Here is a 22,748-nt window from a genome sequence, read left to right as displayed (position 1 = left end):
TTATAGTTTGTGATATGCAAATACTATATGATACAGTAGCTAAACAAACAAAATGTACTCTCAAGAAATTTAAATCAAAAGAAAATAAAGAATTAAATTATAAAAATTTAAGTAATATCAGTAAAATACAATCAAGTTTAAAAGAATTTATTACTCATTATCATGGCATTGGATTTACCAATATTCAAAATTACCTCAATTTATGAAAATTTAAATACCAACATTATAAAATATCACCTTATGCAAAATCTGAAGCATTATATTTCAGTTTGTAAAAAAAATAAATCCCAAAATTAAATAAAATCAAATTTTAGGCCGGGTTGATGATTTTTTTTATTTCATCAAGAGTTTTTTTGAAAATTAAAATTATATTCTGCACAAGTTATATAGATAATATTAAGCGCAGTAATAATGTCTTCTTTAGTTAATGTTGGTACTTGTGATTTTATTTTTTGTAAAATGTTAGTAATTAAATGTTTACCTACTGCCATTATTTTTAATCCTATCTTTTTTAATCAATTAAAAGCTCATATAGCCATTAAATGGTTATATGAGCTTTAGTAGCTTTAATATTATATTAGACTTGGTGCAAAACCTTTAATTTTAACAATTTAACGATTATTATTAATATTAAAGGTGATAGTTATTATGTTGAAAAAATATAAAGATGATCAAGAATTTTATAGTTTAGTCGGCATAAAGCCACAAACATTTTATAAAATGCTTGAAATTTTAAAAATTGCTGAGTCTAAACAAAAATATTATGGTGGTAGAAAAAATAAAATTGTAATTGAAGAGCGTTTATTAATGACTTTAGAATATTGAAAAGACTATATTAGTTATAGAGTTATTGCAAAAAGATATAATATTAGTCATACTAGTTGCATTCGTAATATTTTTTGAATTGAAAATATTTTAATAAAAAGCGGAATTTTTAATTTACCTGAAAAAAAAGATTTAACAAAAAATAAAGGTACTAATAATAATTTGTTAGCTATTGATGCTACCGAAACTCCAATTGAAAGAATTAAAAAAAACTAAAATTACTTTTTTCAGGTAAAAAGAAACATCATTCTCTCAAATCCCAAATAATTATTGATATTTCCAATGGAAAAATTATTTCAACTGCTTTTTGTTTTGGAAGCATTCATGATTTTAAATTGCTTCTAAAATCTAAAACTTTTATTCATCCAGAAAAACAAGTTTTTTGTTGATTCGGGTTATCAAGGTATACAAAATATTCATAAAAATACATTTTTGCCATTTAAAAAAAGTAAATACAATCAATTAACACCAATTCAAAAAGAATACAATAAAACTTTAAGTAAAATTAGAATTAAAATTGAACACGTATTTGCTAAACTAAAACGTTTTAAAATTTTAAGTTTAAAATATCGCAATAAAATACGAAGATTTGCATTAAGATTTAATTTAATAGCAGGAATATATAATTTTGAATTACCTTAGTTTTGCACCAATTCTATTGTAATAATCACTTTTAATTATAGATTAACTTTAGTTTTGATATTCAAAGTTGCTGAATTTTGTAACTGTGCCTTTATTGCATTGGCTACATGTTAAACATCGGTACCAATAACAATTTGCAAAGCTTCTTTATTCAAAATTTTAGTACCAAATGCTCCTGCGGCCTTAACTTTTGCCAAATTAACACGTGATGTATCTTTAACAATCAAACGTAACCTAGTAGCACAATTATCAATTTCAACAAAATTATCTGCACCAATTGCTTCAATTAATTTTGTTGCCATTAATGTATATTTATCACTTTTAAGATTTTTATTGCTTAACTCTGATTTTGTTGTTACTTTATTTTCTTCAACACCAAAATCTTCTTCTCTTCCTGGTGTTTCAATATTCATTTTAGTAATTAATGTATAAAATACAATAAAATAAACTCCACCAGCAGCAATTAATAGGGTGAGTAAAGTTAATAGTTATAATTTAATTTTCTTTAAATAAAAGACAACTTTAAATTATTAATTGTTGGTTATATTATATACCTTTTTATAAATATAATCAAGTATTTTAGACTATTATTTTAAAAGGAAATTATCCCCACATGTACTAGTGTGGAGGAAAAAATGAATTGAAATGAATTCAATAGCATATTTCAAACTGAAAACGATTGTTTGAAATATATAGCGAAGTTGAAAATAATGAAATGCATCAGGTGTGCTTCTTCTAGTTTGAATACTTCTGATTTGAGAAGAATACGATGTTTGAACTGTAACCAAACATTTAGTATTCTTTATGGAACCATTTTTTATAAGTCACAGACCCAAATGACATCTTGGTTTTATCTCATCTTTAGATGAATAAACACAAAGCATGGCATACCAGCAACCGATGTTGCAAGGGAATTGGGTGTGACCTATAAAACAGCTTGAAGAATGTGTCATGAAATCAGGACTAGAATTGGAAATCAAGATGCAGGTTTCATTGTTGATGGCACAGCACAGATGGATGAAATGTATCTTTCACATTTAGGTTTTAAAAAACAAGGAAGATCCTTGTTGAATAAAACTTTGATTGTTGGAGTTTATGAGAAAACCAGCAACAAACTAATTGTGAAGGTGCTGAAAAATGCAGATGAAAAAAACCTTTTAAGATTTGCATTGAAACACATTTTTACTGAGTGCTGTCTATTTACGGATTCTTGGAAGGGATATGTAAGTTTCAAAAACTTCTATCCCAAACATGAAATCGCAAATCATGAAGTTGGGTATGTGTCACCAACAGGTGTAAACACAAACCAGATTGAATCAGCATGAAAGCACATCCGACGAACTTTCCGAACACACATAAGAGTTTCAAAGCACAATATTCATTTATATGCAAAAGAATCAGCATATAAATTCAATAACATACCTAGTTTTGAAACTGTAATTTTGTGTTTGATTTAAATACATGCGGGGATAATTTCCTAGGTAGGCTTTTATCTCCATTTATGTGATAAAATTTAAAAATAGTACATAAAGGGATAAAAGCCTTTTAAAATTATCTAAAGTAAAAATTCCTAACTATTTAGGTTTAGATTTATTAAGTTTTTAAAACTTTAATTGTAAAATTAAAAAGGACACTTATATAAAAATTAAATTGTGTTAGTTCTATAATTAAGAAAAGAAAGGAATTAGCGCAATGTATAAGTATCTGAGTATTGAATCAATAATAGCAATAAAAGAATATAAAAATTATGGATTTTCGATTCGTAAAATAGCAAAAATTGTTGATTATAGTAAATCAACTGTACATAGAGTTTGTAGATTATTAAATAAAAACTTATTGCCATTAGAAATATTTAATCAATTTCAAAAAAATAAACAAAATGCAGGAAGAAAATTAATAATTTTAACTTTAACAGAAATTAATAGTATTAATAATTTGTTAATTACTAAAAAGTATGCTCTTGATATAATTGCTAACTTTTTAAAGGAAAATAAAATAAAAAGTATTTCAACAAAAACTTTATATAACATGTTTAAAACAAATCGAATGGGTTTTGATGAAAATAACTTATTGAGAAAAGGCAAAAATAAATCTCACAAACAAAAAGAAACTAGGGGCAAAATTAATAATTGTAAGTCTATTCATGAAAGAAATTTAATCATTCCTAATATTAAAAATATACAAGAATTTGGTCATTTAGAAGGTGATACTATCATTGGCAAAGATCATAAAAGTTCTATTATTACTTTGGCTGATATATGATCAAAAACCACAATTCCTTTAGTAACTAAAAATCATAAATCAGAAAATATTACGAAAAGTATAATAAAATTTATTTCAAAGTTACAAAAAGGAACGGTTAAAACCATTACTTTTGATCGTGGTAAAGAATTTAGTAAATGAAGATTAATCGAAAAAATTTGTAATGTCAAAATTTATTTCGCAGATCCTGGTAAACCTTGCCAAAGGGGTTTAAATGAAAATAATAATGGTATTTTAAGAAGATATTTACCAAAATCTACAGATCTATCTTCATATAAACAAAAAGATTTAAATTTTATAGCATTTCAAATTAATTCTACACCCAGAAAATCGCTCTCTTATAAAAGACCAATAGATTTAATACAATTATTTTAAAAAACTGTCCCATTTATATTTACAACTCAGGAAATATTAAAGTAAAAGATTTAATTTATTAATTCTTGCTGAATTAATAATAAGCATATTATCAAGAACTTTATCATTATAAATTTTAGCACCATAACCTTTTAAAGATTTAACTAAATGTGATACATCACTTTCAGCACAAACTCCTTGATTTCAATTTTCTTTTTGATTTATAACACCTTCTTTATTATTTTTAAAATATTTATATATTTCTTCATTTACATTATTTTCTTTTAAAAAATCTAATAATGAATAATATTCACCATTAACAAATAAATCATATGCATTTGTTAATTTTTTATTATCTACTTTTCTATTAAAAATAAATCCTTTTTTCAATGCTTTAAATGCATGATGTCTATCAATTACATAAGGAATATTTTCTTTTTTAGCAGTAGTTTTAATTCAAGGTGCACCATCACCAATAAATACTAAACTACTTTTATTATAAATAAATTGTAAATCAAGAAATTCATAAATTTTATCAATTAATTCTTGTCTTTTAATTCTTTGACCATTTTTAGTTTTCATATAAGTAATTTTTTTATCTTTTAAAACATTTCTACTTTTAGTAGATTTTTCTAAATCTTTACCTTTATTTGCACTAATTGTACGAATACGATTTTTTTGTTTTTTATTATCAAATAAAGAACTTATAAAACAATCATCCATATTTACAAATAATTTTTCAGTTGGTAAAACTACTTTTTTTTCTTTTATTTCTTCAATACCTATTACTGCATTTTTCATTACATTAGTAATATATGTTTTTGAAAAATTACTATTTTTTATAGTATCTTGTACATCACTTTGTCTTTTACCATTACCTGAATTTCTTATTATTGTATGTTCTAAACTAGTAAGTGTTCTTTTTCTTTTTTTAATTTTTATATAATTATCTAAAGGATAATAATATTCATTATTTTCTAATATTAAATAACATCTGCGATAAAAATAATTTATTTTGCCATATTGAGTATTTGGACTTCTTGGAGCAGTTTTAACATATTTATATTTAGTTTTATCATATATATTTTGATATCAAAAATCATCATATGCTTTTAATAGATTTGTTAAATAATTTAAACCATTATTTTTAATTTCATTATCAAGTTCATCATAATTAAGTTCATTACTAAGAAAATTCATAATATTATTTCCTTTCTTAATTTATGATTTTGATTATAGTAATTTTAGAAAAAAAGTTTGGAAATATGATAACTGTAAAATGATATAATTAAATATATATGTTTTAAAATAAGGTGATAATATGCCAAAACAAAGAAAAGAATTAGGAAATTATAAATTAAAAATACAAGAATATTTAAGAGAAAATAAAGATAATTTAAAAAAATGTACTAAACAAGAATTAAATTATATTTTAAATGTAGATAATAAATATATATTTGATTGCCGAAGAAGGTCGACAAAATGACAAAAAGCTTTTATTAAAGAATATGATAAAGCATGTCTTAAAATTGGAATTGCAAGATTAAAAAATGTTACACAAGTACCTCAATATGAATGAGCTTATTTAAGAACAAATCATAAAGATATGTTTGATGATTTAATAGATAATCAAGATATAGAAGCAAATAATAGTAATATAATTATTAATATTTGTGAACCAAGAAAAATAGAAAATAATGATTAGAAACCTATAATAAATATAGGTTTTTTTTCTTTATTTTAAAGGGAAAAAATGATATAATTAATATTAAGGAAACAGTAGCCATTCTGTGAGTTTAGGAGTTAAATATGGAAAACTTTAACTGAGATAAAAATAAAAATTATACTAATGAAGAATTAGAAAATTTATTAGAACAACACCGAAATTTTGTTTATAAAAATACTAAAACTGAATTAGAACCTAAATTAAATGAGTATCAAAATAAATTAAAAGAATATGAAAATAAAGTTAATGAATATCAAGAAAAAGAATTATTTAATGGTTTTAATGATAAACAATTAAAAATAGTTAAATCATTAATTAATACTGAATATAAAGAACTTGATAAACATTCTGCTTTAAATAAAATAAAAGAAGATTATGCAGAAATATTTAATAATAATTTACATAATAAAGAAATTAAAAAACAAGAAATTATTAAAAATGAAGAATCTAAACAAGAGTTTTTTAATCCAAAAACACTTTTTGAATTAGATAATAATATTACATCTAAAAATGAAGAATTATTAAAAAATACAGAAGTTGTTGGTGCAAAAACTAAACAAGAAATGATTAAATTTTTAGAATTTTTATTTAGTAAATAATTAAATATTTCTCAAAAGGAGAGATATTATGGCTATTCCACAAGTTCCAACTGGTTTAATTACTGGTGGTAATAATGGAAATAAAGCAATGTTAACTGCTATGGAAGCACAAGTAAAAGGTATACTTTATAATGATGAAAGTATGATGTTTTTAAAAGCAAGTGCAGTTGCAGAACAAATAAGTGAAATACCTGGAGCAGTAGAAGCATATTATCGTATTGCTGAACGTTTACGTTGAGGTTCAAAATATGATGTTATGACTGGTACAGATAAACAATGAACAACATTAAGAACAACTAGTGTTATTTTAGACCAAATATTAGTTATTGATTGAAGAACTGAAGATTTTGATATGAATAGATTTATGTCAAGTCCAATTTCTTTAAAAGCAAATATGTTATCAATATGAGCAGAAAGTGCATTAAGAAATTATTTATTTATACAAGAATGTATTTTTTTACAAGGTATTAAAGATTATTGTATTGCTAAATCTCAAGTAATTCCTATTAATATGTTAGAAATGACAGAAGATACAGCAAAAACAGCATTTTATCAAATTGGAGATAAAATGAATGAATTATTAGGAAATATAACTGAAACTGAAATTGGTACAAATGTAAGTGATTTTATTGGTGCATTAGGATTTACTCCAATGTTACAATTAACAAAAGCATATTTAAGATTAAATTATGGTCAAATTGCAGCAGATACTGTAGCAAGTGGTCAATTATATAAACAATCAGTATTTGGTATGTTTTTATATAAACATATGTTTTTAAATAAAGATATGGTTAAAGATACTAAAACTGGTTTACATTTAGAAAAAACATTTGATTTAAAAAAAGTATTAGGAGTTTTTGTACATAGAAATGCATTTGCACAACCTAATAGTTTTCAAAAAATTGTTAATTTAATTGATAATAATACATTAAATCAAAAAACATTAGGTAAAGCACTTTATGGTATAACAACAGCAATTCGTGGTTGATTATCATTTATTATTATGGAAAAAATGCCAACAGCTGATGAAATTAAAGAAGCACAAAAACGTTGTTGAACTAATTGAATTAAATTAACTCCAGCAGAAAGACAAAAATCACCAGTAACATTTAAAATTGCTGATTTTGATGATTTTAGAATTAGTTTAAATGATTTAATTTATTTTAAAAATTTAGGAAAAATAACTATGACAGGAATAACTCCTACTAATGATGAATTAGAAACTGCAATAATAAATGCTGGTAATCGTGGTTATGAAAAAGGTAAAGCAACATTTAGTAATATTACATCAACAAGTGCTACTATGACTGGTAATGATAAAGATTATATTGAAGAAATAGAATTAAAATTTTCTAAAAAATAATTATGGAATATATTTATAAATATTTTGATGAAAAAGCACATATTACTATTTATTCACCAAAGCCAGAAGATTTAACTACAAGTAATGATATTAGAGCAATTTTATTAGATGAATATCCTAAATTAAGAAATGATTATTTTATAGTAAGTGATGTACATGATAGTTATGCAATATGTGTTGGAGATAATATACATTGTGAAGGTAAAGTAATAATTAAAATAGAAAAACAAACTAATGTAGAAGGAGTTAATAAAAATGCCAAATGACACCATTGTACAATCAAATAATTATACTTTATTAAAGATAATTCGTTCTTCAATTAGTCCATTATCAGCAATGATAGGTACAAGTGCTTATTATGGTCAAGTAATGAACAATTCACTATTAGGTTCAATTAATAGTTTATTATTTGGTAAAAAATTAGGTTTAGATATATGAAATTTAAATCAAAGACCAAATACTAAAACTAAATTAATTAATAGTAGTAAAAAAATATTATTAGGTTTAGGAACAATTGGTTTAGCAAATTATGCTAAATTTACTACTAATTCAATTAATCCAAATCCTAATCCATTTCCAGATGATTTATTATTAATGAAAAATAATACTAATAATTTAATGGATTGAGATACATTTATTAGTTTAAATGCTTATGGTATTTCAAATCTTATTAGTGGTTTAACTGAGTTAATACCTAATAAATTTGAAGCAATAAGAAAGATTTGTAATATGGCTACTGGTGGATGTTTAATATCAAGTGGTGTAGCAATGGGTATAAATAATGATTTTATGAATGCTTATGCAGTACCTACCATAATTGCTGGTGCAAGTGAAATAATCCATAATTTACTACCTATGGAAACTACAAATCATATTCAAGAAATGCAAGAAACACCATTTAATAATGAAACTGCAAGATTAATTAATGATAATAGATTTACTATTAATAGTGAAACATCAAGTCAATATGGTAGTGATAATATGAGCGAAGTACCATTAAATCATGATAATGCTTCATTAAATTGAGATTATAATCATATGAGTTTATAATGTTACCTTTAATTATTGAATGAATATATTATGCATTAGCAAGTAATGATATTAAATTAGCATTAATAAATGTTTTAAAAACTTATTATAAAAATCAATCATTAAAAGCAGTATTTGATAGTGAAAATATTAGTGAAAAAGAAATACATCAACCATATAGTGTTTTTAATCCAAATATACTTAAAAAATTAACAAGTATATTAAAACCAAGTGAATTATCTATATTACAAAATGAAATTAATAAATTTAAAAATCCAATAAATGGTTTTAAAAATTCTATTATACCAACAGAAATTAGAACTGTTAAAAATTATGTAAATAAATTTAATAATTTATTTAAAGAAAATGAAGAAGAAATACCAGAAAATGCATGAGAAGTATTATCAAGTTCATGATTTAAAAAAGGTAGATTTATTGTTGATAATAAAAATTTAAAAATTGGAACTTTAACAACATTATTTCAAAGTGATAATGATAAAAGACAAATATGATATGGTCCTTATACTTATCCAACATTTCCACAAGAAATATGAATATTAATGACACAAGCAAAAGGTAAAAATGGTTCTGGTGCTGGAACTATATTTTGAAAATTTTGAAATAGAAAATGATTACCAAGTCAATTAAGAAAATATGTTAAAAGTGAATTAGCAAAAAAAGGTAAATATTATGGTTCACAAGATACTAGTGTAATTTATCCTAATAATATTAATGTACAAAAAACTATGCATTTTATTAATAGATTAGAAAAAGGTTTTTTTAAATTAAAAGAATATAAAACTTTATCTAAAAATGAAATAGGAAGTAATCAATGAATATATGAAAGAAAACAATTATTAAAAAATTCTTTACATACAAATAAATATATAAAAATTAAAAGAAATTCTAATTTTTATAAAACATGAAAGTAGGTGATAATTATTATTGAATTAGATAAGCCAATTAAACCAATTGGTATATGAAATACTATTAATCCAATATCAAAAGATAATAAAGAATATAAAAGATTAAATAAAATTTGATTTAATAAAAATAGTACTCATATTGATAAAATTAAAATTTTAATATCAAATATTTTAAAAATAACTAGTCATATTATTGGTATGTTTATAACATTATTTTTTACAATAACACCTTGATTAATACCTAAAATACCAATATCAATGGGAATAGGTAATTATACTAATCAATATAATTTTACTTGACCTGACCATTTAATATTAACGTTATTTCCTATGTTTGGTCATATTGGATTAAATATTATAACTAAATTAGGTAATTATGGAAAATTAATTAAATATGCATTGATAACAATACCAATTATTATTACAAGTCCTTATTTAATATATCAATATAAAGAAATTAGAAAACATAAAAAAGAATGTCATTTATGTAAACAACATTCAAATAAAATACAATTGGAGGAATAAAAAATGAATTTATCTACAACAGTAATATCAGCAGTATTAAGTGGAGCAGTTGCTAGTGGAGTAATTGTTACTATTGTTTTATTATTTTTATCAAAATTTATTAAAAAATCAAAACAATCAAATTTAGCAAAAGAATTAAAAAATAATAAAGAATTAGAATTTATTAAAGCAAATATTAAACAAATAAATTCTCAATTACAATTAGAAACTACATCAACTGCTAAATTACTTGATAGTTTTAATGTAGAACAAGAACAAATAGATAATTTTATAATAGCACAAAAATCTAAAAAGAAAGAATTATCTGAAAAAGATAAGAAAAAAGTAACTAAATTTAAAATTTAAAGGGTTTAAATACCCTTTATTTTACATTAAGGAGTAAATTATTATGGCTATTAAAGACCCATTAATGTTTATAACAATTGAAGAATTTAAAAATTGAAAAGGTTTTAATAAATCATTATTTGATGAAGTTACAACACCAGATAGTGAAATTAGATATGCAATAGAAATTGCAAGTAGTAATATTGATTTTTTAAGTGGTTTTACTATTTCAAAAAAATGACCAGAAATAAATTCAACTAAATTTACTGATAATATTCAAACGGCAACTACTCATTATGTTAATTTTTTATTAGGTAAAGGTGTTGAATATGCACGTGGTCAAGCAAGTATTGGTCAAGGTGGCATTACTTATTCACAAAATAATCCAGAAGATCCTTATTATATTGTTCCACAAGTATTTAATTATTTAAAAGAAATAAATGAATATCCAACTATGCAAGGTTTTAATCTTGATGTTTCACCTAAACAAAATTGATTTAAAAAATTTATGGGTAATGGTGGTGAACAAAATCCATGAGAAATTTATGTACCATTTACTAATATTAAAAGTAGTGATGATAGGACTAAAATTACTATTACTCATCCAAAAAATATTATGGGTTCAGTAGTTGATATTGATACTAGGGGCATTAAAACAAATATTGATAATTCATTATGAGAAGTGAATAAGGAAAATCCTAATTTTATTTTTCCAAAAGATTTTAAAGGTATTGATGTTAATGGAAAAAGAATTATTGATGTTGGTACCCCTACATTTTTAAGTGATGCTACAACTAAAGTATATGTTGATAATTTAATACAACAAAAACAAGATAAATTAATTGCTGGTGAAAATATTAAAATTGAAAATAATGTTATTAGTGCTACTGGCGGAAGTGCAGATTTATCAGATTATTATAAAAAAGAAGAAGTAGATAAAAAATTAGAAGATACAAAAGCAATGTTTCCAGTAGCATTTCAATTAAATGCTGTTGGTCAAGAAATCCCTAATTTAGAAACTACTGATAAAACTATTGCCGGTGCTATTAATGAAAATAAAACTAATATTGATAAAAAACAAGATAAAGAAAATTGAAAAATAATAGGTGAAAGTATAAATAATCGTGAGTATAGTAATTTTAAACTTTGATTTGATAAACTTTATAGGGTACTTATAACTTGAGAAAAACCACCATTTAATCAAGTAAATACAAGAATTATAGTAGAATTTAAAACTGGTAAATATTTGGGTGGTAAGGCTGGTGATAAATTTTTTCTTACACAAGGAGAAATTGATGGAATTGAAGCAAATTTATATTTAGTTGTAGTAAATGCAAATAATTTTAAATTAATTATAGAAGGTGGTAATGAAAAATATGGAAATATATTTTCGTTAGAAGAATTACAAAATACTATTAAAGTTAATATTTTACCTTTAAATATTATTTCTAAAACTTTAAATATAAAATTATTAGAAAAAGATATTTTTAATATTGAATTAAAAGAAAATCCAACACCAAGTCCAAATAATCAACAATGAAAAGAAGTAGGAACAAAAGTTAATATAAATCATATTAAATATACTTTTAAATCAAATACTAAATATAAAATTTATTATAATTTTGAAAGTCAATTAAGTAATAAAAAATTTGCTTTTATTTGTAAAGAATTTTTATATGGTGAGTTAAATACTGATGTTCAAACTTTAGATTGAGATAAAGTTAATGATAGATTAATGGTTTCTTTACAAATGCAAAATGATACAATTTCTGTTGTTAGTGACCCTACAAGATATGGTCAACTTTTAAAATTAGAAGAATTACAGGAATAATATTATGAATAAAGAATTTACTTATTTACATGAAATTAGTTATTGATTATTAAATAAAAGTGATTTTACTCATAGTGAATATAATTTAAGTGGAAGTCGTTATTCAAGTAAAACATATAGTATTGCAGAAGAATTAGCAATATTAATAGCAATTTCAATTAAAGTTAATAAATCAATTGCTATATATTGTTTTAGAAAATTAAATAAAGATATTAATGAATTAACAAAAGAAATTGATGAAGCATTAATTAATATTGGTTTTGATTATAAAGATTTTACTTTAAAATATCCAAATAAACAAGCAGATTTTCGTTTTAAAGGTAGTAAATCATTTATTAGAGTTATGGGTGTATATAGTAATAGTAATGATAGAATACCACTTAAAGGGCTTTCTCGTAGTGAAATAAAAGGTTTTGATTTAGCAATTGAATGATGTGAAGAAGCAAATGAATTTAGTCAAGCAGAATTTCAAGCAATTACATTTGCATTAGGTAATGCTAAAAAAACTATTAAAATTAGAAGTTGTAATCCAGATAATATTTATCAATATTTTATTACTTATATGAATAAACGTGTACCTTTTAATTTAGAAATTATGAAATTTAATAATGAACAAATAAAATCAATAGAAGAAAATCAAATGTTTAAATTATTTCATTATTCAAATTGAAAATTAAATGAACATAATTTAAAACAAGATAAAATTAATGATTTAGAAGAATTAAAAGTATTAGACCCTATTAAAGCACAAAGTTGATATTATGGTGTACCTAGTGTTTTACAAGGTGCTATATTTGCAAGATATTTAGATAAAGTAAATACTGAATTAGATTTTCAAGTTTCTAAAATAACTGGTGGTTTAGATATAGGTATGGCAACAAGTAGTAGTGGTCATCCAACTGCTGCTTCATTATGATTTATTGGTGAAAATCATAATAGAAGAAGAGCACATAAAGTAAGTGAATTTTATCATAGTAATGCTAATATTAATGGTCAACCAGCAATGCATTTTAAAAATACTTATGAATTAGCAAATAGTATTATTGATTATTATTTAATTGAAGCACAAAAATATTTTGCTATGTTTAAAGGTTTTACTTGTTATGTTGATTATGGTAATGGTGGTCAAGCATTTATTGATATTTTAAATGTAGAAAAAAATAAAAGAAATATGAATTGATTAAATTTTGAACCAGTAGATAAATCAGTAATGTATTTAAAAGATAGAATCGATTTTACTACTACTGGATTAATTAAAAATATATTAAGTTATGATTGAAATAATTGTCCAGAAACTAAAAGACAATATAGTTTAATTCAATGATTATCTAAATCTAAAATAGAAAATTCAAATAATGAACCTAAAATGTTAGATTTATATGATGATACTTGAGATAGTGATTGTTATGCATTAATGAATGATATGAAATGATTAATTGAACAAATAAATAATGAATTATTAATTAATAAAACTAAATTTGAATTTGGTAAACAATATAGTTTTATTAATAATAAGGAGTGATAATATGAATTATAGTCCAACAGAATATTTTAGTATACATGAAGATACTTGAGAATTAGATATACCTAGAATTATTGCAAATAAAAGTACAATGTTATGATTAGGTAAAGGTTTATTATTTAAAAGTGAAAATAAAGAATTATTAAATTTTTTAAATAAATTAAAAGATAAAGATAAATGAAATGAAAAATTATATCAATTTGGTATTCAAAATTCATTATTAGGTAAATGTTTTTTAATATGAATGTTAACTAAAAATGGTGAATTAAGTTTAACTTTACCAAGTCCAAGTTTTATGTCACGTGTTGCTAAATTTAATGAACAAGAACAATCAGCAGAATTATTTTTTATGAATGAACAAAGTGATAATGGTAGTTTAACATGAGTAACAATAGAAAATTCAAAAGTAAAAGTTGAAATATTTAATGGTAATAGAGAAATTTTATTAGGTAGTACAAAATCAAAAATTAAACCAGAAAGTCAATTAAAAGAAAAATATGAATTAAAAAATCCATTTGGTTATTTACCAATTGTTGAAATTACAAATTTACCACAAATTCATTTTTATGGTAATAGTACACAAATGAATGCATATCCAGATTGTGCACCAGTATGAAATTTAATATGAGATTTACAACATATTATTAAACAAAAAAGAAAAGAAAGAATATTAAATTTAACTAGATTTTATGGAATTATTGATAATGAAAAATTTAAAGCTTTAAATTTAAGTGATGATTTTCAATCAATTATTAAAGATGCATTTTTAAATATTACTACTGCAAATTATGTAAAAGGTGGTAATGGTGGAGTTGATATTGTACAAGGTAATCCAAAATTTGGTGAATATTGACTTGATTATAATGGTACAGCAAAACAAATATTTAATGGTGCTGGTTATGATTATGATGAATTTAATGGTATTAATTATGAAAATAAAACTAAAACATTAATGAATAATAAATTTGATATGCAAACAACAGAAGTAAAAATAACACATTATTCAACTTATTTATATAGAATGTTTGATATGTTAGTAACTTCTTCTAAAAATGAAAATGGTCAAGTATATTGAAATGGTAAGGATGAAAGACCTTATAGTTTTGAATTTATACCAATTGCTATGGTTGACCAATTAGTACAAGATGAATTAATTAATAGTAGATTAAATAATGGTACATTATCAGTAATTGAAGCAATTAGTTTATATGAAAATATTGATACATTAATGGCAAAACAAAAATTAGAACATATTATTGAAGAAAGTAAATTTTTAAATAAACATTTAGGAGATAATACAAACGATAATGAACAACGCAGTAAGAATTCAATTAATGAAACAAGCACATCTAGCATTAAAGCAAACTCAACAATTAATAAAGAGATGTAGTTATTGAAAAATATTTCCATTTGTTATTAATAATGGAGCAATTCCTTTAACTGAAACTGGTTATAAACCAATTAATAGTAAAATAAGTGATTTTGGTCAATATGAATTAATATTAACTGGTACTACTCCAGTTGTATGTATTTGAAAAAATAGTACAAAAATATATCAAAAAAATAAAGGTAAAATTGACCCTATAACTCATAAACCTAGTGGTCAAGATGAATTTTATACAAAAGAATATAAAATTGGTGATTATTGAAATGCTTATTTAATTGATGATACAAGTGGTGTTGATTTTAGTAATTTACCAAATAATCAAATATTTAACACAGTACAAACTAAAAGACAATATACTTTAGTAATGTTTGAAGAACATATTACAATTGATGATTATTTACAATTTTTTGTTGTATTTAATGATGAAAATGAAAATATTGGTGGTAATAGTGGTAAAAATCAAGATAGACAATTATTATATATTTCAAATGTAACAAATTATTATAGTCCTTATAATGGTGCATTTAGTATGCAAGTATTAACTTTTAGTAGTTTAAACGATAGAGTAATTAGTAGTGGTCAAAATACACTTGATTTTGTACAATATGCAAGCCCGGGTAGTGGTTATGCTTTTCCTACTATTCAACAAGGAAAAGTAACCTTAAATCGTACTTTAATGCGTGATATAGGAGTAAGATATTCTCATAGACAAAGTTATGGATTAGAATTATTAACAAGTTGTTATTATTATGGAAGACCAATAATTCAAGGTCAAGAACCAATACAACAAAATAATCAAGAAATATTTGAAAGTAAAGTATTTGCTTCAAGAAGATTATTTATTGCTGGTAATAATGAAAAATCTACAACTGATATTAAAAATAATGGTGGTTTAATTGCTGGTATAAATGATAAAATAACAACAAGTAGTCATCCAGAAACTACATTTTATAATATTATGGATGCAAAACCAACTGGATTTAGTAATTTTAAAGATTTTAAAGAATGATTAAAAACTTCATTAAATTTTCAAGATAATTTATTTGTAACAAAAGATTTTAAAGGTATGCTTTCTTTTGATAAAGATAAAGCAAGATTAAGTAATGGTACATCAGTAGGAGAAGCAAAATTCTTTTGAGATAGTGAATGAAATATAAATAATTTAACGGGTAATTATAATGTTGATATGTCAAGTAATTTTAAATATAAAGACCCAGATACTCATTTAATTATAGGAAGTCCAACGGTTGATTATTCAAAAATAAGTCAAAAATATATGTCAGCAATATTAAATTTTAATTCAGTTGTATTTAGTCCTTTAATACAAATGCCTTATGATTCAAATCAATGATTACCTTTTGCTTTAAGTGATATTCCTTTAATTGGTAAATTATTAAATGCTTTAACATTAGGTATTTGAAGTAGTTGAGTTATTACTCAAAATGCTCAACAATATAAAAAAATGTTATATTTTAATGGTTTTATGTCAGCATTTTTTACAAGTAATTTAGAAAGTATTATTGGTAATGGTGGATTAATTCCTTTAAATGCATTTACAAATGATAATGATTTTACTATTGGTAAATTATTAGGAGCAAATGTTTCAACAACTGCTATGACTATGAAATTAAGTGATAGAGTAAGTGTTTATCCATGAGACCCTACTTCTGGACAGAAATTAACTGAAAAAGAACAAATAAGTACTGTTGATTTATCACAAAAGAAAAATAATAAAGTATATATTTTAGCAGAAGATACTGAGTTTTTAGATATTGCTTCACCATTTACAAATGAAGATAAAGATTGTCAATGAAATCCTACAAGTAATGGTGTAATTGATGGTTCAAATTATGCTTATATTATTGATACAATTGTTACACAAAGTTTACATCAAGGTGAAGAAAGACATACATTTTATAGTGATAATCCTTTTACTTATCAAGGAGATTATAATGAAATATCTGTTGCTCAATTTAGATATAATAATATGGGTGCTTTAACTGGTAATGCTTTTAATTGAACAACTTTATATAAATTAAATCATGATGAGCATTCAGAAACAGAAGAAACAACATTTAGTTATCCAGCAAAAATATTACCACCAAGTCCTCAAAATATAGCAAAATCAATAATTATTAATCCAGATTTAAAAATTGATATGACAGCAAACGATATAGATTTAACAGATACAAGTTCAATACCAGTAAAAGATAATACTGAAAATTGATGACTTGCTAATCAGAATAAACAAGTTAATTATGAAATTGATTTGAAATCATTATTAGACCCAACTTTATTAATTTATAGTTTTAATGATTTACAACGTTATTATAAGAGTATAACTATATATTATGATTATAATATTGAAACAGAAAAAGAAATAAAAAATGTTTCTACAACAGAGATAACAACTAATTTGTCAGGTACAGAAAGTTTTAAACCATCTAAAAATGAAAATACAAGTATAACTATTAATTTAAAAGATTTAATTTTAAGAAATATACCACCACGTGATGGAAATCATCTTTTTCATTGAAAACATGCAAATAGTGATTATGAATATATAAAAAGTAGAACTGGAACATCATATATGTATGGGCTTACTGACAGTGATTACATTTTAAATAGTTACGAATTTACTATAAAAGATAACGGAGCATTTCATGATTGAAATATTGAATTTAATAACAAAAAATCAATGGGTTTATCAATAGTTAATGATAAATTAAAATGAAATTTTTATTTACAAGCAACATTTGGAAAAATTGAAAACAGAATTATTATTGATACTGTACCAGTTCAACATGGTTATGCTTATATTACAATCAAATCATTAAAAGTAAATATTTATAAAATAATATTGAATAATAGATAATATTGATATAATTTAAATAAAATTATTTAAAAAGACAAAGGAGTTATTATGTCAAGAAGTATTATTTCTTTAATAGCAATATCAATTATAATTGGAGTATTAGTTTTTGGATATTTAATTAATAAAGGCACAAAATTATGCAATGAAAATAATACTTTTGGAGTTTTGTTACTTTTTATTGCATTAAATATTTTTGGACTAATTTTTGGTTGTTGTATTATTTCAAATTTAAGGTATAAGGAAAAAAAAACATTATATGATAAATTGGATAAATTTTTAGATAAACAAGAAAAAAATGATTAAAAAGAAAAATTACATTATTTGTAATAATGAATTTACTATAAACATTATTGATATTGACAGTTCTTTTTATTTATATCATTGTAGTGGAAGTTGTTATGAAAAAAAATTTGATAAAATATAAATATTAATGTTATAATGTACTGAACTTACCGATTAAGTAAGTATAATAATTCTCACTGTATATGATTAGGTTGGCACCTAATTAAAAAGTTACCAATAAGGTAACTTTTTTTGTATTTTAAATTTTAATTATAAAGTTGTTATATTACTTTTAACAAAATTTGTATTATTAAGTATTGGTAAATGTTGTTCATTATTTATAGAATTTGTAAATTCATCAGTTCATTTAGTTATGTTTTTTAAATCATTTTTTTCTTCTAAATTATTTATATCAAATATTTCTCTTTTTTTTCTTGAAGATAAAAGAGAATCAGAAACACAACTAAGTATACCAAGTGCTGAACCTTTAGCAACACCTGTAAGTAATCCAGTAGCAAAAGCTTTTCCTGACTTTTTAATAATAACTTTTAAAGGAGACTCACTATTCTCTTTTATGCTATTTCAAGTATCACTAGGAGCATTTGAAAGTGTATTTTTTTTAAATGAATCACAAATATTATCTAAACATGTTTTTGGTTTTTCTAATTTATCTAATCTTGATTTTATATCATCTATTTCTGATTTAAGATTTATTATTTCATTATTTTGATTTATATTTATTAAATCTTGAATATAATCATGTCTTATTTGTAACAGTCATAATTTAAAATTTTCTTTAAAGGAATTTTCTTCATTAAGTAAATGAGTTTTATTATAATTAGGATCTTCTTTTTTCCCCTTTAATTCTCTTTCTTGACTAGAAGCTCAAATATCAAATTGTTGTGCTTTCTCAACTGTTAGTGAAAATAAAGTATTTACGTCAATTTCACCCACAAGACGAATTGAATCATATTTTAATTTTACTCAAGGACTTGTAAATGATGATGAACCTACATAATAACAATTTTGAATCATTATTTTATTATTTTCACGGTATAGTCTTATTGCAAGTTCTACACCACCTCCAGATCCAAATAAACCATTACCACTTCCAGTAGTATAATGTTCTTTAAATATATGTTTAACAACTTTATATTTATCACTAGAACTATAATCTCCATTATTTGTATTTGCTGAACTAATTCATGAAATACATTTATTTCATTTGCTATCATGAATATCTTCTTTTCTAAATTCTTTTATTAAATTAGTTGACATTTTTAAATTTCGTTCAATTAAATTTTTTCCATGCAATAACATTTCTGCTTTAAAATTAATGAACTCTACTTCCGGAAATTTTTGTTGAAATTCATTTCAATTTTTTGCATACTTAGTTCAATCATCTGTTAAAACTTTAATATCACTGCCGACATTACTTTGAAAACCACCACCTGAACTATGACTTTTTTCTCCACTATCATAATTAACATTAAATTTATAAAAAAAGTTATTATTAAAAAATTCAATCTTCTCTTTTTCGTAAAAGTCTCTTTTATTTCTACTTTTTTGATGACGGTGTTTATGATGTTGATTATGTATATTTAAATTGCTATTTCATAATGGTAAATTTAATAAAGATGTTTGATTGTTTGCTAAAGTTAGTTCTTGATTTTCTAAAAATGATATATTAGTAGTATTTTTACTAACTCAATCTTTAATCTTTTTATTATCAATTGACTTAGCATTAATACCTTGTGTTTTATCATTAAATAATGGTGCAGATAATACTCATAATTTAAATCAATAACTTGGATTAAAATACTTCATAATTTTATACCTCTTTATTTTAAACATAAAAACCCATTTACTTTAAAATAAAGTAATGAGCAAAAACTTATATTAAGTTTTATGAGTTCATTGTACACCATTATTTTATTTATACTTGTTTAAACTTTTTTATAATATTCTTTTATTTCTTTTAATTTATTATTAAATTGTTCTTTATGAAAATAACACATATTAAAAAATTGAATAATACTATCTTCTATATTTAAAGTTTTTAAAGTAACTAATACTTTATTATTACAATCTTTAACAATACATTTTAATAATACTTTTTCTTGTTTTTGTTTTTGCATTATTTTACTTCCTTTTTACAAGTACATAAATTAATTGATATATTTAATTGTTTTAATTTTTTTAAATTTTCTGATGATTCAATAATTGCATTTTTTGTAAAAATATCCATTTCAAATTCTATTTTCATTATTTATTTTCCTTATTTAAATAATATCAACCAATTAATAAACTATCTGCTTCATCATGATTTGATATAGTTATATTTCATTCATATTTTTCATTTAAATAAAAACATATTTCTTCACTTATTTTTTTATTTCAATTTTTTAAAGAAATATTAGTAATATTATTATCTATATATCATTTCTTTCATGAAGAAGGACTTATTAACATATCTTTTGTTAATAATTTATTAAATGTTCCTGCAATAAACCCTCTTAAATGTTCTTGTGTTTCATAACCAATACCATTTTTTGAATGAAAAGTACCACGTTCAATAATTAAATCCAATTCATTATCATTAACTTTTATATCTCAATAAAATTGTCTTTTACCATTATATTCTTTTAATTTATAACTTTTAATAAATATTGGTTTTCATTTTATTATAAAATTATCACTTATATTTTCTTTTTCTCATAAAGTAAATCCAGTATTTTTAATACTTGGGTCAATTGAAAGTAAATAATTAGTCATTATTTTTTCTCCTTATTTTTATTTAAATTCATAACTAATATTTCTAAACAATTCATACATCAATAATTAGTTAATCAAATTCTTTTATTACAATACTTACATTTATTCATAATTTCTATACTCATTTTTATTATTATTTTTTAAATTTTTAAATCTTTCACGAATCTCTTTAAATTTATCAAATAAAATTTTTAAATAATTTTCACCCATTAATATTAAAAAATCTTTATTATTACTTGGATTTAATCTTTCCATATCTTCTCTTATACATTCATCAAATAAAACTGTATTTGTAATCATATATTTTTCAAAATAATCTAATTGTTTTTCAGTTGGTTCTCATTTTTCATTTTGTATTTTTACATTATTATTAATATAATTATTTTGTTGCTTATTATTTTGAATTAAATTAACATTATCATTATCTGGGTCAAGTTCATCTTCACTTAATAAAAGTAAATTCATTAAAAAATATCTATAAGCATAAGTTTCTGCACTACCTTTTGCTTTTGCTATATCTGTATTTTTAGCACAAGCAAGTATATCAAAATATTTACTTTCTTTATCATTATCTAAATCAATAATTGTATATCTTTTAAAATAAGTTATTTCTACTTCTTTGGTATCTAAATAATTTATTTTTCTATCAGTTGTTAATATATCTTCATGTGTAATCACAATATTTAATTCTTTACATAATAATTTAAATTTATTAAAAATATCACTTAATAATCAATATTTATAATTTCCAAATTTATTAAAACCATTTTTAGGTGTACTACCAATTTCTAATTGTAATTTAAGTATTTTTTTATATAAATTATTCATTATAATCACTCTTTCTATTTATTTATTGCTTTTTTAATTAAATTTCTTATAAAACCATTAATTTTCATATTTCTTTCTTCACAAATTTCTTTTAATTTTTCATAATCTTTTTCAGTAAATCTTAAATGAACAATAATTTGTTTTATCATTAAATCTTCTGGTTTCTTTTTAGGTGCTGCTACCATATTTATTCACTACTTTCTTCTTTCATAAATAATTTTTTAATTCTTTCACCATATTTACCATTTTCAATATCTTGAAAAAATATTTGTAAATCATTTTTGATATCTTGAAAACCTTTATTTTGCATATTATTACACTCCTTTAAAATTTTCTAATTGTAATTCATTAATATAATATTCATATAAGTAATCTCAATTATTTGATGTTAAATACATATCTTCTTCAATCATTTCATCAATACATTTATTACAATAATAACTATTATCTATGTCACTAATTCAAATATATTTTTCATTATGAATATTACATTTCATTTTTTTCACCTATTAATTTATAAAAACATTTATTACAAGTTCTATTTCCATATGATGAATTTTTATGACAAATATCACATGAACCAAATATTTTTTCTTCTTCATATTTTATATATATTCTTTTATCTTCTTTTAAATTCAACATAATTAATTCTCTCTTTCTATAATTTTTAATA

The 22,748-nt window shown here is 22.3% G+C and carries 30 protein-coding genes; 18 read left to right on the top strand and 12 right to left on the bottom strand.

Features of this window, described 5'->3' with window-relative positions; all coding sequences use genetic code 4:
- Window positions 1–14 precede the first annotated feature (14 nt).
- Complete coding sequence (locus tag AAHM78_RS04480) at window positions 15–275, top strand: hypothetical protein (protein ID WP_342252970.1); 261 nt, start codon at window positions 15–17, stop codon at window positions 273–275.
- 18 nt (window positions 276–293) lie between these two features.
- Here AAHM78_RS04480 and AAHM78_RS04475 read toward each other — a convergent pair whose 3' ends face one another.
- Complete coding sequence (locus AAHM78_RS04475) at window positions 294–491, bottom strand: hypothetical protein (RefSeq protein WP_342254503.1); 198 nt, start codon at window positions 489–491, stop codon at window positions 294–296.
- Window positions 492–648: 157 nt separating this feature from the next.
- On the opposite strand from AAHM78_RS04475, the gene AAHM78_RS04470 reads away from it, so the two are divergent.
- The gene (locus AAHM78_RS04470) at window positions 649–1,041 is read left to right on the top strand and encodes a transposase family protein (protein WP_342254502.1); all 393 of its coding nucleotides are present in this window, start codon (window positions 649–651) and stop codon (window positions 1,039–1,041) included.
- Window positions 1,042–1,182: 141 nt separating this feature from the next.
- Window positions 1,183–1,467 carry a transposase family protein gene (locus tag AAHM78_RS04465; protein ID WP_342254990.1) on the top strand — a complete coding sequence of 95 codons (285 nt, stop codon included), beginning with the start codon at window positions 1,183–1,185 and terminating at the stop codon, window positions 1,465–1,467.
- 110 nt (window positions 1,468–1,577) lie between these two features.
- Here AAHM78_RS04465 and AAHM78_RS04460 read toward each other — a convergent pair whose 3' ends face one another.
- Entirely contained in the window at window positions 1,578–1,880 is a 303-nt protein-coding gene (locus AAHM78_RS04460; protein ID WP_342254501.1) for a glucose PTS transporter subunit EIIB, read from the bottom strand.
- A gap of 327 nt (window positions 1,881–2,207) precedes the next feature.
- Between AAHM78_RS04460 and AAHM78_RS04455 the strand changes: the two genes are divergently transcribed.
- Together AAHM78_RS04455 and AAHM78_RS04450 are read left to right on the top strand one after the other, a co-directional pair.
- A complete protein-coding gene (locus AAHM78_RS04455; RefSeq protein WP_342254137.1) occupies window positions 2,208–2,924 on the top strand; it encodes an IS1595 family transposase in 717 nt (238 codons plus the stop codon).
- A gap of 235 nt (window positions 2,925–3,159) precedes the next feature.
- Window positions 3,160–4,104 carry an IS30 family transposase gene (locus AAHM78_RS04450; RefSeq protein ID WP_342253176.1) on the top strand — a complete coding sequence of 315 codons (945 nt, stop codon included), beginning with the start codon at window positions 3,160–3,162 and terminating at the stop codon, window positions 4,102–4,104.
- A 36-nt stretch (window positions 4,105–4,140) separates the two neighbouring features.
- Here the strand turns inward: AAHM78_RS04450 and AAHM78_RS04445 are convergent, their stop codons facing one another.
- Entirely contained in the window at window positions 4,141–5,283 is a 1,143-nt protein-coding gene (locus AAHM78_RS04445) for an Mbov_0401 family ICE element transposase-like protein (protein WP_342254500.1), read from the bottom strand.
- A 121-nt stretch (window positions 5,284–5,404) separates the two neighbouring features.
- Between AAHM78_RS04445 and AAHM78_RS04440 the strand changes: the two genes are divergently transcribed.
- From AAHM78_RS04440 to AAHM78_RS04380, 13 genes are all read left to right on the top strand, one after another.
- Window positions 5,405–5,788, top strand: a complete 384-nt coding sequence (locus AAHM78_RS04440; protein ID WP_342254499.1) for a hypothetical protein — start codon at window positions 5,405–5,407, stop codon at window positions 5,786–5,788.
- A gap of 104 nt (window positions 5,789–5,892) precedes the next feature.
- Window positions 5,893–6,408 carry a hypothetical protein gene (locus tag AAHM78_RS04435; protein ID WP_342254498.1) on the top strand — a complete coding sequence of 172 codons (516 nt, stop codon included), beginning with the start codon at window positions 5,893–5,895 and terminating at the stop codon, window positions 6,406–6,408.
- 28 nt (window positions 6,409–6,436) lie between these two features.
- The gene (locus AAHM78_RS04430; protein WP_342254497.1) at window positions 6,437–7,771 is read left to right on the top strand and encodes a hypothetical protein; all 1,335 of its coding nucleotides are present in this window, start codon (window positions 6,437–6,439) and stop codon (window positions 7,769–7,771) included.
- A gap of 2 nt (window positions 7,772–7,773) precedes the next feature.
- Entirely contained in the window at window positions 7,774–8,058 is a 285-nt protein-coding gene (locus AAHM78_RS04425) for a hypothetical protein (protein WP_339041056.1), read from the top strand.
- Window positions 8,027–8,821, top strand: coding sequence for a hypothetical protein (locus tag AAHM78_RS04420; protein ID WP_342254496.1), 795 nt, complete (start codon window positions 8,027–8,029; stop codon window positions 8,819–8,821). The genes AAHM78_RS04425 and AAHM78_RS04420 overlap by 32 nt, the downstream gene beginning before the upstream one ends.
- Complete coding sequence (locus AAHM78_RS04415) at window positions 8,821–9,732, top strand: hypothetical protein (protein WP_342254495.1); 912 nt, start codon at window positions 8,821–8,823, stop codon at window positions 9,730–9,732. The genes AAHM78_RS04420 and AAHM78_RS04415 overlap by 1 nt, the downstream gene beginning before the upstream one ends.
- Window positions 9,733–10,251: a hypothetical protein gene (locus tag AAHM78_RS04410; RefSeq protein ID WP_342254494.1), complete on the top strand. Its 519-nt coding sequence runs from the start codon at window positions 9,733–9,735 to the stop codon at window positions 10,249–10,251.
- Between the two features lie 3 nt (window positions 10,252–10,254).
- Complete coding sequence (locus tag AAHM78_RS04405) at window positions 10,255–10,596, top strand: hypothetical protein (protein WP_342254493.1); 342 nt, start codon at window positions 10,255–10,257, stop codon at window positions 10,594–10,596.
- Window positions 10,597–10,639: 43 nt separating this feature from the next.
- Complete coding sequence (locus AAHM78_RS04400; RefSeq protein ID WP_342254492.1) at window positions 10,640–12,406, top strand: hypothetical protein; 1,767 nt, start codon at window positions 10,640–10,642, stop codon at window positions 12,404–12,406.
- Window positions 12,407–12,410: 4 nt separating this feature from the next.
- On the top strand, window positions 12,411–13,931 hold the full coding sequence (locus AAHM78_RS04395; protein ID WP_342254491.1) for a hypothetical protein: 1,521 nt from the start codon (window positions 12,411–12,413) through the stop codon (window positions 13,929–13,931).
- A gap of 1 nt (window position 13,932) precedes the next feature.
- Window positions 13,933–15,318 carry a hypothetical protein gene (locus AAHM78_RS04390; protein WP_342254490.1) on the top strand — a complete coding sequence of 462 codons (1,386 nt, stop codon included), beginning with the start codon at window positions 13,933–13,935 and terminating at the stop codon, window positions 15,316–15,318.
- A complete protein-coding gene (locus AAHM78_RS04385; protein ID WP_342254489.1) occupies window positions 15,263–18,190 on the top strand; it encodes a hypothetical protein in 2,928 nt (975 codons plus the stop codon). Before AAHM78_RS04390 ends, AAHM78_RS04385 begins: the two co-directional genes overlap by 56 nt.
- A 48-nt stretch (window positions 18,191–18,238) precedes the next feature.
- Entirely contained in the window at window positions 18,239–18,493 is a 255-nt protein-coding gene (locus AAHM78_RS04380; RefSeq protein ID WP_342254488.1) for a hypothetical protein, read from the top strand.
- 249 nt (window positions 18,494–18,742) lie between these two features.
- On the opposite strand, the gene AAHM78_RS04375 is transcribed toward AAHM78_RS04380, so the two are convergent.
- From AAHM78_RS04375 to AAHM78_RS04335, 9 genes are all read right to left on the bottom strand, one after another.
- On the bottom strand, window positions 18,743–20,299 hold the full coding sequence (locus AAHM78_RS04375; RefSeq protein ID WP_342254487.1) for a hypothetical protein: 1,557 nt from the start codon (window positions 20,297–20,299) through the stop codon (window positions 18,743–18,745).
- 119 nt (window positions 20,300–20,418) lie between these two features.
- Window positions 20,419–20,610 (bottom strand): hypothetical protein, encoded by a 192-nt coding sequence (locus AAHM78_RS04370; protein ID WP_342254486.1) that lies wholly within the window; start codon window positions 20,608–20,610, stop codon window positions 20,419–20,421.
- Complete coding sequence (locus tag AAHM78_RS04365) at window positions 20,610–20,738, bottom strand: hypothetical protein (protein ID WP_342254485.1); 129 nt, start codon at window positions 20,736–20,738, stop codon at window positions 20,610–20,612. The genes AAHM78_RS04370 and AAHM78_RS04365 overlap by 1 nt, the downstream gene beginning before the upstream one ends.
- Complete coding sequence (locus tag AAHM78_RS04360) at window positions 20,738–21,247, bottom strand: hypothetical protein (RefSeq protein ID WP_342254484.1); 510 nt, start codon at window positions 21,245–21,247, stop codon at window positions 20,738–20,740. The genes AAHM78_RS04365 and AAHM78_RS04360 overlap by 1 nt, the downstream gene beginning before the upstream one ends.
- A 102-nt stretch (window positions 21,248–21,349) precedes the next feature.
- On the bottom strand, window positions 21,350–22,075 hold the full coding sequence (locus AAHM78_RS04355; RefSeq protein ID WP_342254483.1) for an ERF family protein: 726 nt from the start codon (window positions 22,073–22,075) through the stop codon (window positions 21,350–21,352).
- 14 nt (window positions 22,076–22,089) lie between these two features.
- Window positions 22,090–22,260, bottom strand: a complete 171-nt coding sequence (locus AAHM78_RS04350) for a hypothetical protein (protein ID WP_342254482.1) — start codon at window positions 22,258–22,260, stop codon at window positions 22,090–22,092.
- 2 nt (window positions 22,261–22,262) lie between these two features.
- Window positions 22,263–22,385, bottom strand: coding sequence for a hypothetical protein (locus AAHM78_RS04345; RefSeq protein ID WP_342254481.1), 123 nt, complete (start codon window positions 22,383–22,385; stop codon window positions 22,263–22,265).
- Between the two features lie 4 nt (window positions 22,386–22,389).
- Window positions 22,390–22,572 (bottom strand): hypothetical protein, encoded by a 183-nt coding sequence (locus AAHM78_RS04340; protein ID WP_342253104.1) that lies wholly within the window; start codon window positions 22,570–22,572, stop codon window positions 22,390–22,392.
- Window positions 22,562–22,717 (bottom strand): hypothetical protein, encoded by a 156-nt coding sequence (locus AAHM78_RS04335; protein WP_342254480.1) that lies wholly within the window; start codon window positions 22,715–22,717, stop codon window positions 22,562–22,564. The genes AAHM78_RS04340 and AAHM78_RS04335 overlap by 11 nt, the downstream gene beginning before the upstream one ends.
- Window positions 22,718–22,748 lie beyond the last annotated feature (31 nt).

It is taken from the genome of Spiroplasma endosymbiont of Zeiraphera isertana, from assembly GCF_964030805.1.
In the GTDB taxonomy this organism is placed as follows: Bacteria; Bacillota_I; Bacilli_A; order Mycoplasmatales; family VBWQ01; genus Spiroplasma_E.
Note: the sequence above shows the minus strand (reverse complement) of the source record. Positions and strands in the feature narration are given on the sequence as shown.